Source organism: Blautia fusiformis (assembly GCF_020686995.1).
Taxonomy (GTDB): Bacteria; Bacillota; Clostridia; order Lachnospirales; family Lachnospiraceae; genus Blautia_A; species Blautia_A fusiformis.
Genome location: NZ_JAJEPT010000008.1, coordinates 43,473 through 56,748 on the forward strand (window position 1 = coordinate 43,473; position 13,276 = coordinate 56,748).

General features: G+C 47.7%; 6 protein-coding genes. 1 reads left to right on the forward strand and 5 read right to left on the reverse strand.

Going from position 1 to position 13,276, the window contains the following annotated elements; genetic code table 11:
* Window positions 1–122: 122 nt before the first annotated feature.
* Entirely contained in the window at window positions 123–1,370 is a 1,248-nt protein-coding gene (locus LKD46_RS08420) for a D-alanyl-D-alanine carboxypeptidase family protein (RefSeq protein ID WP_118608661.1), read from the forward strand.
* A 109-nt stretch (window positions 1,371–1,479) separates the two neighbouring features.
* Here LKD46_RS08420 and LKD46_RS08425 read toward each other — a convergent pair whose 3' ends face one another.
* The 5 genes from LKD46_RS08425 to LKD46_RS08445 all read right to left on the reverse strand — a co-directional run bounded on the left by LKD46_RS08425 (window position 1,480) and on the right by LKD46_RS08445 (window position 13,269).
* Entirely contained in the window at window positions 1,480–2,919 is a 1,440-nt protein-coding gene (locus LKD46_RS08425) for an ArnT family glycosyltransferase (RefSeq protein WP_022426967.1), read from the reverse strand.
* Between the two features lie 11 nt (window positions 2,920–2,930).
* Window positions 2,931–5,378 carry a glycosyltransferase family 2 protein gene (locus LKD46_RS08430; protein ID WP_118625858.1) on the reverse strand — a complete coding sequence of 816 codons (2,448 nt, stop codon included), beginning with the start codon at window positions 5,376–5,378 and terminating at the stop codon, window positions 2,931–2,933.
* Window positions 5,354–10,993, reverse strand: a complete 5,640-nt coding sequence (locus LKD46_RS08435; protein WP_118625860.1) for a glycosyltransferase — start codon at window positions 10,991–10,993, stop codon at window positions 5,354–5,356. Before LKD46_RS08435 ends, LKD46_RS08430 begins: the two co-directional genes overlap by 25 nt.
* Window positions 10,994–11,007: 14 nt before the next feature.
* A complete protein-coding gene (locus LKD46_RS08440; RefSeq protein WP_118625862.1) occupies window positions 11,008–12,330 on the reverse strand; it encodes an ABC transporter ATP-binding protein in 1,323 nt (440 codons plus the stop codon).
* Between the two features lie 132 nt (window positions 12,331–12,462).
* A complete protein-coding gene (locus LKD46_RS08445) occupies window positions 12,463–13,269 on the reverse strand; it encodes an ABC transporter permease (protein WP_173753935.1) in 807 nt (268 codons plus the stop codon).
* Window positions 13,270–13,276: the final 7 nt, after the last annotated feature.

The following is a 13,276-nucleotide window of genomic DNA, read 5'->3' on the forward strand; positions in this document are numbered from 1 at the left end:
TGATGAACATATTTTACCATTCCATCATTTTTTTTGCAAGGAAGAGAGGAAATGTGTTATACTGAGCTTACGTATGTATTGCTTACATAAGAATTATTTTTTATACAGGAGTACCATTTATCATGAAAAAATCAAGAATAACCACAGCGCTTCTGGCTATTGGGATCTCCGCTTCCATGGTGTTCCAGACTCCAGTTTTCGCCACAGAAGAAACCGCTGTTGCTGTATCCTCCGGTGTTACCACCAATGGGATCAGCGGATGGCCTCAGGGGCCTGAGATCACTTCCGCATCTGCCGTGATCATGGAAGATACTTCCGATACGATTCTCTATGCCAAGGATATGGACACCACGCTTTCTCCGGCCGGCGCAGTTAAGATCATGACCTGTCTTCTGGCACTGGAGAACAGCCAGCTTGACGATCAGGTTACCATGACAGAAACCGGTGTATCCGGTGTTACAGACGGAGGCGCTCATATTTCCTCACAGCTCGGAGAGGTATTTACCATGGAGCAGTGCCTTTACGCTCTGATGCTGGCCTCTGCCAATGACATTGCTCTCCAGGTCGCAGAACAGATCGGCGGATCTGTGGATGCCTTTGTCCAGAAAATGAACGACCGTGCCCGAGAACTTGGATGCACCAATACGGTATTTACCAATCCTACCGGTCTCCCGGATGACAACCAGCATACCACAGCACATGATCTGGCTCTGATCATGCAGGCGGCTATCCGTAATGACAGCTTCCGCACCATCTCCGGAGCCACCTCCTATACGATCCCGGCTACCAATGTTTCCGGCGGTACCCGTAACCTGACAAGCTCTTTTACCATGACAGATCCTGCATCCGCTTCCTATTATGAAGGATGTATCGGCGGTCGTGAAAGTACCACCACTGCTTCCGGAAGCGTTCTTGTCACAGCTGCACAGCGAAATGGTACTACTCTGATCGCAGTAGTCATGAACGGAGCGACCGGTCAGACAGCCAACGAAGCGATCTCACTTCTGGATTACGGTTTTTCCAATTTCCAGCTTCTGAATCTCAGCGAGGATGATTTTCACATCCTGTCCGGCGGCACTGTAATGGTTCCATCCGGTGCGACCGCAGACGACCTGACTACGGAAGATACGGAATCTGATGGTCAGATCTTACGCACCTATTCCTTTGGCGGAACTCAGGTGGGAACTGCAGTTGTCGAGGATTCCTCCCAGGAAAGCTCTTCCGATGTACTGGAAAATGATGAAAACATGGATTCTGCAAAAGCTTATTCCGAATCCAGATCCCAGATCCCGTATTTTGCCATTGGCGGTGTGGGCATCCTGCTCCTTATCCTTCTGCTGTGGCGCATGATCCGGATCATCCGTTCCTGATCTTGGTTCCCAGGCAAATATATTTCAGAATCAAAAAATCCCTCCTATGTACCGGTCATATCCGGATACATAGAAGGGATTTTTTTCTGCCATCTCACCCATCGGGGTGTCAGCCATAAAACGGAACTACCAGGAAGATATAGCATAAAAACGGCGAAGCAGCCAGAAGTGCTGTCAGGACCCGGTATATCCACATTCTGATATTTTCCTTTTTTACAAAACGCTCAAGCAGACGATTCCAGCCGGCTGTCACAAAATACATGGCCGGATACAGTGCCGGCATGATATAACGTCCCTGTGCCTGGTTGTCACTATAATATACATAATACATAAACAGACCCACAGGGATCAGGATCAGAAGGATCAGCAGCAGATGAAAGATCCCTTTTCTGTCCCATTTATCGTACACGGTTATTGTTTTTATCTTCAGCTTTTCACTTCCTGCTGCTTTTCGTTCTTTTACCACAGTACGTTTCTTCGGATAAAATATTCCCAGCATGGTCAAAATACCGATCCCACCCATTCCAAAGAACAGGAAATATGCCTTGCTCACACTATAAGGCATATAGATCTGCATCAGGCCAAAGGTTCCGATAAAGCTTACCAGAACTGTCAGCAGCCAGTTATGCTGCCAGCCCGGGTCCTGATACAGAAGGATATCCTTCCATGACCAGTTCAGCTTCTCCGGTGTAGGGTATCTGGACGGTCTGTAATCAACAGCCGCATATTTTTCCGCACACTGTGCACAGGCTTTTCTTCCGATAAGATCTCCGTCATAGAGAACGGCATTTCGTATAAACCACCAGCCGCATAAGGCAAGGGTTACTGCCGCGATCACGATCCCTCTCCGGAGCAGAAATGCAACTCTCTGTTTTACCGGCTCTTCCCTGCACAGAAGGACTGTCAGGCAGAAAAACAGGAAGCTGCATAAGATCCATCCGTAGGCATTATAGTAGGACAGTGCACAGACTGCCATTCCAACAGCCAGAAGGATCGAATTTCTGAAGCTCCAGTCTCTCGCTTCCAGATAACAGGACCAGGAATACAGGATCATCGCCATGGATAAAAGCGCCAGGGAATCCGTGTTTACATAAGTTCCCAGAAACAATGCCTGCGGCATAAAGCCTGCCAGTGCGGCAAACAGCCATCTTCCCTCTTTCGGAAAAAGCTTTCCGGATGCTTTCACCACAAAATATACCGCTCCAGTCACAAAGAGCACATCTGCCATCCTCGCCGCATGGAGTAATCCGTCTGCAGATGCATGGAACAAACCTGCGATCCCCATAAAGACAGCAGATACCATATAGGAAAGGATCGGATAATAGGCATAGGAAATCCCCCATGTCGCATCACGGATGGTTGGCTCATCTCCAAGAGGCAGCTTTCCCGGATGCTCATGAAGATACTGTGCCACCATGTAGCGCATTTTTTCATCGGGGCCTGCCCCCAGGGGCTGCATAAACGCCCATGCAGTCAGGAGCAGAAATGCTGCCAGGACAAGAACCCCTGCCTGAACTCTCTCATCCTTCCAGATTTTTTTCTTTTCCAAAATATAACCTCCTATATCCGCTTCAGAGAGAAATCCTGGCTCTCCAGTGTAAGGTTCGGATTATAGTAAGGATCTCCGTCACGGAGGATCTCCGGCCAGTGCTTCTCAAAGGAAGCGATCTCGCGGTTAAATCTTGCCACCTTCTCCGGTGTATCCTCAAGACCTCTGGATTTGGATTCATAGTGATAAAGCTCCGCATAAGGATTGTATACAACCAGATATCCGGCTTTTCCCAGACGAAGGCAGAAATCTATGTCATTAAAGGCAACCTGAAATTCCTCACTTAATCCGTGAACCTTATCAAAGGCCTCACGCTTCACCATCATGCAGGCTGCGGTTACAGCGCTGTAATCCTGGGCACAGATGATCCTGTGGCAGTATCCGGTAGCGTCTCTCTTCTGCTGCACAAAGCAGTGTCCCGCAATACCGCCGAAGCCAACGACTACTCCTGCATGCTGCACGGTATCATCCTCATAATAGAGCCGCGCTCCTACAGCTCCCACATCCGGTCTCATACAGTATCCCAGAAGCTGCTCCAGACAGTCCGGGCTGATGATCTCCGTATCATTGTTGAGAAGAAGCAGATAGTCACCCTTAGCATGAGCAGCTCCGAAATTATTGATGGCAGAATAGTTGAAAATACCATCCCAGTACACCACATGGGCTTTCGGATTGGATGCTTCCAGCTCTTTATAGTAAGCAAAGGTCTCATCCTCCGTACTGTTGTTCTCCACGATCACATACTCATAATTGCGGTAAGTTGCCTTTTCTTCGATGGAATCAATACATCTCTTCAGATCATCAATGTGATCCTTGTTTGGGATGATGATGGAGATCAGCGGTTTTTCCTCCCAGAGGAATTTTGTACGGTAAAGTCCAAGATATTCACCCTTTTCGATTTCCACCGGAACTCCGATCCTGTCATAATGAGCCTTGATGGCACGTGCTCCTGCATCAAAGGCATACATCTTGCTTTCCGGATTCTCTGCTGTGGAATCCTCATGGCATCTCCAATGATAAAGGATCCTGGGGATATGATGGATCTGCTCTCTTCCCGCAGCTTCCACACAGCGGAACACAAAATCATAATCCTGTGCACCGTCAAATTCCTTTTTCAGCATTCCGATCTGATCCACGATCTCTTTTTTTACGACAAAAAGATGACAGATGTAGTTTACTGTACACAAAAGATCAATATTGAAGTCCGGTTTGAAATGCGGCTGAAAGAATTTGTGCCCGTCCATGGACATCTTATCTTCATCGGAATACAGAACCTTAAGCTCCGGATCCTCATTCAGCGCTTTCACACACCGGAACAGAGCGTCCGGCGTCAGCTCATCATCATGATCTGCAAACACGATAAAATCCCCTGTTGCCGCTTTCATGGCAGCATTGGTATTCTCTGCGATCTTAAGTGCCTGGTCGTTGCGGATCACGCGGATCCTGTCATCACTTTTTTCCAGCCTGTTAAGATAATCGGTAAGAGGAGAATCTGCTCCGCTTCCGTCAGAAAGACAGAGCTCCCAGTTCCCGTAGGTCTGGGCTTCTATGGAATCTACCAGCTGCTGGAGATATTTCTCCGGTGTTTTGTAAAGCGGGATCACAATACTGAATTTTGGATTCCTGGAAAATTTCGTTTTTCTTTCTTCTGCAAGCTCTGCCTTGTCCGGCAGATGCTTCACGATCCATTTGGAATAATCCACCGGACGGTTTTTACGGTCCAGCACCTTTCCGAATACCTTTCCGGTAAGGGCTGCTGCTCCGTGAAGCTTCATGTAACGGCTTCCCTTACGGAAATATACCGCAGCTTTCTCCGCAAGGCGCTTCTGTGGCTGCAGATGTACCAGACGAAGTGTCCGCACATTGCCTGCCTCAAATACAATGTAGAAGTCCTTCACACTGTCATAATGGAATTCAAAGAAAAAACCGCTCTTCTCATCGATCTCTGTTTCCTGGTACTGATTCTGCACATCCACACGTTTCAGTCTGGTGATCTCGCAGGGGATTTCATTCCGGCTGCGATCCTCCAAGCGTATGGTCAGGGGGCTGTTAAAGGCTGCCCACCCACGGACACGGCAGATTTTTTCCCCAGCTTCCACCTCGATGCTCTCGATAAAGTACTGCGGTTTTCCCTGTTTCCTGTAAAGCTGTGCTGCCGAAACAGAAAACCACCGGATACGTTTTTCACCCTTTACCGCATAAACAACAAGCTTCTTTTTGCCCTCCAGATCCGGCAGGCAGATTTCCATCTGTACACGTTCTCCGTTTACCAGATCCAGATCCTTAAAGCGCTCCAGGGCGCTGACACGCTCCTGGGCACTGATGGCTGCCGGAAGCTTTTCCCCGTCAAGAACGGCTTCCGGCTTATGATTCTTCGGCCAGATCCCCTGAAGGTGATACAGAGAAATGTCCTTCAGGTCAAACCTGTCCTTTTCTACTTCGTATAGCTCTCGCTGCATAACAATTCCTCCATTGCATCTTTTCCGGTATTTACTGTAAGGTAATGTTCCATAACCTTCTGATGTGCGGCCTCACCCATAGCTTTTCTGGCCTTCTCATCGGTTACCAGAGCTTCCAGGGCATTGACCCACTCTTCTTTTGTGGTGCACATCCAGCCATCTTTTCCGTTTTCGACCACGTATTCCATCTCACAGTTACGGCTCATGACACTTGGAACCTTTACAAGAGCAGCCTCTGTCCACTTGTTCTCGGATTTGCACCAATGGAACAGGCTGTTCTCCAGCGGCATCAGATTGATATCAAGTCCTGCGATCACGGCGGGCAGCTGTCTCCAGTCCATAAACGGAAGCTTCTCGATGCGGTTCTGCACCGGCTCCATTCCGGATTCATCCAGCACACCCACCAGCTTCAGGTAAACCTCCGGGTGGCGCTCCATCACCTCCAGAAGTGCTGCCTCCACCTGGGCAAAATCCTGGTCATGGGTTTTGGAACCACTTAAATATCCGATATAGATCCGGTCTTTAGCCTTGTCTGTCTGCTCCACAGCCTCGTGAGACAGGATCTCCATCTCCATACTCATACAGTTGCGGTTGATCACCACCGGTTTTCCCGGGAATTCTGCCCGGATCTCTCCTGCCAGCGTCTCCGTGGATGTAAAATATCCGTCGCAGAATCCCATACATCCGCGGATACGGTCTGTAGTTGTGCAGAAGTCACTGTACTCGCTTCCCTTCAGGAAATGCAGTCCGGAAATTTTTTCGTAATCAAATACCAGATCATCCACATCATAGTAAACAGGGATTCCGGCTGCTTTCGCCCGGTTGGCAAGCATTTCTGCTTCCATCAGCTTGCTGCAGCGGTACATCACGATCGCTGTATATTCCTCGATCTTTTCCTGCTCTGCCTGATCCATCTGGATAAATTTCGATGCATAGCCTTTAAGGATCAGCTGCTCCCGGAAATGCTCCACACGATATCTGGATGCAAAGGAAATCTCCTCTCCTACAAAAAGAAGCCTGCGTTTTTCCACAGGGAGTTCACTTCCGCCGAGAGTTTTCCACAGAGAAATCATCTCTTCCACAATATTCTCCGGCTGCTCATCTTTCAGAACAAGGCCCCTGGCATATCGTTTCACACGTTCTACAGGTGCACCTACCGGAAGTACAGCTACCGGAAATCCCATGGAAATGATCTCCGAGGTTGTGTAGGAGAAGGTCTCCGGCCATACGGACGGGATCAGGAACATATCAATATCCTGCTCCAGGGTAAGTCTCGGGATCTCCTCTCTTGTATATCTTCCTGTCTGGGAAAATACCGGACTTTCGATCTCTTCGTCGGAAGTACCGATCAGTCTCAGACGGATATTCAGTTCATTCTCTTCGATATATCCCGCAAGTGCCTTCACAACTTCCAGGCCTTTTTTGTAGCAGAGTACGCCGATAAGACCAATGTTAAAGGTCTCTGTGGTCTTTTTGTTTTTTTCCACTGCCGGAAGGTAATGGGGTGCATGCGGGATCACATGGAGATTGTATACATCCGGATAAGCACGCTTGAACAGCCTTGCCGTATCATCGGAAAATGCACGGATCTCATCACAGTTTGACAGAAATTCCCGGAATTTTGTACGCCAGAGAGTTCCGGTTCCGTATTCTGTGCAGGCATTGCTGCGGTTATCCGGAATACATTTATCACAGACCTCACAGGATGGAACACCACAGTATTTTCCTTCTGCATCGATCAGATTCACTGCCGGACAAAGGGCAAAGAAATCATGAAGGAGCATAAGGAGCTTCGCACCCTGCTCTCTCTTAAGACGCAGGATACGTTCCAGGGTTCCGTAAAGATTCTGATAGGTCACAAGCTCGTTGATCCAGATCTCATCCACACGCATCAGCTCACCAAGGGCAGTTTCCAGATCATTTGCAAAAAATTCCATCTCATACTGCTTATACTGATACGTAAAGTAAAAACGATTGCTTACGATATTATAGCGAATGGTCACAAAACGATATCCTTCCCGCAGAGCCAGACGTCTTTTCTCCACAAGATAAGCCGTGGCACCACCGCCGAGATCATGGTCAAAGGCCACAATAGTAGGCACATCCAGCTTCCTGTTGAGAAGCTTCATTTCCACGTAAAGTCTTACCGGACGAAGCGGGTCTCTTCTGCAGTAATCCGCAGTATCCTTGTTGTAATCCGGATGCTTGCGGAGCAGCGCCTCACTGTGCTCTTTCAGGAGTCTCTGCTTTTCCTCAGACGGGAAGCTTCCACCATGCTTGTGATATACAAACAGGTTATCCACATGCACGTTCTCATAGCCTGCAGCTATGGCACGCTGGCACCAGTCATTCTCCTCACCGTAACCTTTTCCGAAATTCTCCTCATCCAGAAGGCCAACCTCCTGGATCGCTTTCAGGTTCATACCCATGCAGAAGCCCACACCGGTAGGCATGGCCGGATACTGCGGACGGATCATGCGGAATTCATCATCGATCTCCCACAGCGGCATTCCCTCAAACAGTTTGTTATCCCGGCAGAAATCCGGGAAGCTGCAGATGGTTCCGCAGGTGGTAAACGGTGTGGTGGTTGCAATATTTTCCTTTGCAAAGATCGGAAGCATCAGGCGCTCCAGCCACTCTTCCGGAACCTCCACATCTGTATTTACAAGAGCAACATGATTTTCCGCCATCTTTAATCCACGGTTTACAGACGGAAGGAAGCCCATATTGGTCTCATTATTAAGAAGCACCACATTGTCATGCTCTGCGGCGTATTTTTCCAGATATTTTCCTACTTCAGGATCCGGGCTCTTATCATTTACGATGATCAGACGATATGGAACCTTTGTCTTTTCAATTCCGGAAAACAGAGCATCAAAATACTCCAGTCCGTTGTAAACCGGCACGATCACATCCACCTTCTGCTGATAGATCGACTGTGGATATGCCTTTCTCGCACTGCGTACATGACGCTGTTTGAAATGGCGGAGATTTCCGATACTCTTCGGATCTTCGATAGCGTATACCAGAAGTTCTTTCTGATCCCTGGTTCCCGGGATCTTTCCGATAAGGAATCTCCCGGTATCCGCTGCGGTTCCGTATTCCAGGAAAACAGAAGTCTCTGCCGGCGCAAGAACCGTTGCCAGGAAAGAAAATCCGGCACTTTCCGCATCCGGATTTCCAATGGCATTAGCCACATCCGTACGGTAGATCGTAGTACAGGAAGCCTCCTGAAGCTTCTGTGTTCCCTGATAAAATGCGATCCTTGGCTGTTCCATAGACGCGAATGTCGGATCAAAGGCCCAGCCAATGGCATTTAAGGTGCCATTCTCATAATGGAAGAAGTCAACACTGCCCATACAGGTAGGAGTTGTCTCCACCCCCATCACTGCTGCCGGCTCTGTATGATAACGAAGAACCTTTTTGACCAGTCTCTTTACCTGCGCTTTTTTGCCTGGATGACGAAGGGCCTCTTCCTGCGCACGTGCTGCTTCCGCTGCAGCCTGCTTTGCGGCACGTTCAGCCTCTTTTCTGACACGCTCCTGTTCTCTTCGTACTTCACGCTCTTTTTCAAAGGCCAGAAGCTTTTCCACATCCGGAAGCTCAAGGCAGTCAAGTTTTCCCTCTATTACGATCCTGTCCACATTTTCCGGGTGTGTAACATCGATAAGATAAAAGCCATCGGTGGTAAAAAACGCAGTGGTACTGTTATCCACTTTCATATGGACACCCTGAGGCACAAGCTCCGCACTGCATCCGCAATCCAGACGCTCTATCCTCACTTTCAGGAAATGACCGTTTGCAGGATTCCAGCGGAGATTTCGTATTCCTTTGATACCGGAAAGCGCAAACTCTACCCGGAAACGGTTTCCGGAAAGTTTTCCCTCTGCATAAAGTGTATGCTCTTCACAGAAGCCCTCACCAAGATCATAGTACATCTTGCTGTGCATCTGGTGCTTTTCTCTTTCTCTGTTCACCAGCTCTGTTACGGAAACCGGCACTTTTTTCTGTTCAAACGGGATCAGAGAACCACAGCCCACATACTCATAGACGAAATGCATGGTCCAATCCATAAATATCTCATAGTCTGTATAGCTGATGTCAAACTCCGCCATCATCTCATCCTCATGACATAACCGCGGCAGCTCAGAAACATGTGTATACAATTCATGGATCAGGCGCCACATGATAAAATTCACAGGCACAGGGAAATCAAACATCCACTCATAATCTATGATCTGATTTTCCTTTTCTCCCATAAAGATGTTGCTGCAGATCAGATCCACATTGGCCGGGCAGACGCATTCGTAATCATTTCTTCCCGGATGATCACCAAATACCTCACGGAACTCTCCGGTCCTGTAATCCACAACCTGACGAGCCCCGAAAAATTCCTGATAGAATTTTTTAAGAAGGGCCTTGATCTCTTCAAGATCTTCTTTCTGGGCAAACTCTGCGATTTCCTGGTGAAGAGTTTTTCCGGTAAGGAGCGGATAAGAGATCTTTCCGTTTTCTGCCCTGCAGGGAAGATTCTTGTATTTATCAGATCCGGTACTCTCTGTTCCGGTTTTTTCCAGTTTTTCCACAAATTCCTCAGCCTGGGGCACCATAGCCTCTTTTTCCGCACGGACCTCTCCGTTCTCCCGGACGATCCTGGTCAGAAGACGGAACTTTTCTTTTCGCTCCTGGTTCAGCTTCACATAAAGGATTTCCTCCGGGTCCCGGTTTTCGGTACGTCCTGCCTCCACAAGAAAAGAATTCACAAAGCTGTCCAGGATCTTCTCTTTTTCGAAGGCCTTTACGCCTTCACTTTCTGCAAAAAGATCTGCTGTCTTATCTGTGTATACAGGATAGCTTCTTCCGTAGGAATTGGTATAAAGACTCTCATCTGTAAAAATCTCTGTCGGAAATTTATAATCCGGATACGGGTAGTAAAAGCGCAGAAAAGGAAAGCCGCTGTTTTCCAGCAGCTCTCCCAGTTCATTCTTGGAAAAGGTGCGCACAGACTGATTTCCCGGATATCCGTTGATCCCGAAAAAATGAAGATCTGTGTGATCCTCCGGTGCTCCGGCAAAGTACTTCAGTCCCAGTCTGTTCTCAATGGCAATCAGAAGTCTTCCCTCAGGCTTCAGATAAGCGCCCATCCGCTGAAGAAATGTCTCGTAAGGAGTTTTTCCCTCGGTAAAGCTCATGGCATACTCAAGCACACCGTTTACTACCACATAGTCGAATTTTTCCGGAAAAGTCATGTCATTCAGGTTTCCAACCATGATCGTCAGATTTTCCTTATCCCTGTTTCTCGCATAATTGATATCTGCCCGACGTTTGGAAAGCTCCACGGAAGTCACATGACCGGCCTTGCGGCAAAGCATTCCGGTAATGGCTCCGCATCCGGCTCCGATTTCAAGAACGGAATCCGCCTTTTTCAGAGGGTACCAGTTTAAGATGTTCTCCCGCAGCCCTGAAAAATGGTAGACCATTGGAAAACTCACCTCTTCCTCCGGCAGGTCATCAAAAGATTTTCCTTCCTGCGCCATTTTCAGAAGTGTTTCCTCGATATCCCCATCGGAATAATGATCCTTCGCCGTATAATAATCTAAATTCAACTCCGCCATAGTCGTTCCTCCACTTATTTCACAGATACTTTGGAAAACAGATCAAAATATCCCACTGCTTTCTTATCTGTGATCACGGTCAGGTTGCACACATCGTAAAGACGATGAAATACGGTAAAATCGCCGTCTTTATATCCGGTGCAGCCCAAACACAGCATATATTCCCCTGCCTCCAGAGGCATCACCTGTTTGAAGGTGATCTCACGGACATCGCCTGCTTTCTGCGGTTTCAGAGGCGTATGTTCATACATGGTATTGGTTCCTGTGATCTCGGTGCCTTTCAGATCTTTCAGGGTAAATGCAAAGATCGGATCGCTGACATCTGCCTGGAATTTCACTTTCATCTGAACGGAAAATTCCTTGCCTTTTTCGATCACATTGGTGATCATACCTGTATCATCCCGGATGGCAAAATCCACGATCTCGCCAAGCTTGCTGCCATATTCCAGGACCTTGGGATTCAGGTTCAGGCTGTCCTTCATAGCTTTTCCGCTTCCGGTATGTGCTTTCAGTGAAACGTCTGCTCCGGCTGCCTGGTTCTCCGTCGCCTGTCCCTCTTCTGCATCGTCTGTGTTTTCTTCCAGATCTGCATCGTCATACTGATTGACCAGTACACGACGGTAAAGATTGACCATCTCCTTGGCGCCACCCTCTGCAAGCTTCTCACCTTTGTTTAGAAGCACAACACGGTCACAGTATTTTCCGATACTGCTCAGGTCATGGCTTACAAACAGAATGGTCTTCCCCATTTCCTTAAACTCTTCGAACTTCCGGTAACATTTTGCCTGGAAAAATACATCTCCCACGGAAAGAGCCTCATCAACGATCAGGATCTCCGGATCGATATTGATAGCTACCGCAAAAGCCAGACGCACGAACATACCACTGGAGTATGTTTTTACCGGCTGATAGATAAAATCACCGATATCTGCAAAATCCAGAATAGACTGCAGCTTGGCATCGATCTCTTCCCTGGAAAAACCGATCATACTTCCGTTGAGATATACATTTTCAAGTCCGGAATATTCTCCGTTAAATCCGGCTCCCAGCTCCAGAAGAGCTGAGATCCTTCCGTTTACGGCTATTTCCCCGGCTGTGGGCGAAAGTACGCCGGTGATGATCTTCAGGATCGTGGATTTTCCGGAACCATTTGTTCCAATAATTCCCACTGTTTCTCCCTTATGCACCTGAAAGGATACATGGTTGAGCGCATAATGCTCTTTATATTTCTTTTTTCTGGATAATCCCAAGGACTCCTTAAGACGGTCCATAGGATTATCGTAAAGCTTGTACATCTTACTGACATCATTTACTGAAATCGCAATATCTTCTGCCATTTTCAACCTCACTTTTGTGTAAATCGTTCACTCTCACAATCTGCCGCCGTTCTGCTTTTTATCCTTACAGAGCAAATCCCCCATGGGAACTGTCCGGTCCGGATCAGGCGGATATCCGCCATCCGCATTCAATTAAAGCACATCTGCAAAATGCGGCTTCAGACGTTTGAATATCACAGATCCCAGTCCGAAAAGCAGGATCGTAACTACCCAGAAATAGATCGTCCATGAAGCATGGTTCCAGATCCCGACATGACCAAGCATGGAATCACGGTAGCCCGTAACTACATAGTACATCGGATTCAGCTTAAACAGCTTGATCAGCCATGGATGTGAAGAAAGCATATTGATATCCCACATGATCGGTGTAAGCCATACACCCACCTGAAGAAAAATACTGATGATCTGGGTCAGATCACGGAAAAAAATGACGATCGCACTTGTAGCATACACAAGTCCCAACACAAAAAGGAAGGTGCAGACAGAGTAATAAATGATCTGCAATGTATAAAGGCTTGGTGTATATCCGTAGCACGCACATAAGAGCAGTGCAAAGGCCACAAAGAAAACATGCACAAAAAGTGCGGAGATGATTTTTACGATGGGAAGGATGCTGATCTTGAATACAACCTTCTTCACAAGATAATTGTATTCGATCAGGGCATTGGTTCCACCGTTTAATGCGTCCTGGAAGAAAAACCACGGTACGATACCGGATACCAGATAGAGTACAAAAGGATAATCCGATACCGTTCCGGCCTTCAGTCCTACGGAAAATACAAACCAGTAGACCAGGATCGTTACGATAGGCTGGATAAATGCCCAGACAATACCAAGATAGGATCCTGCATATTTTGTTTTGAAATCATTTTTTGCAAGGCTTAAAACCAGCTTTCGATTCTGGTACAGCTCCGCCGGCAAAGCTAATATTTTCTTCATTCTGCAA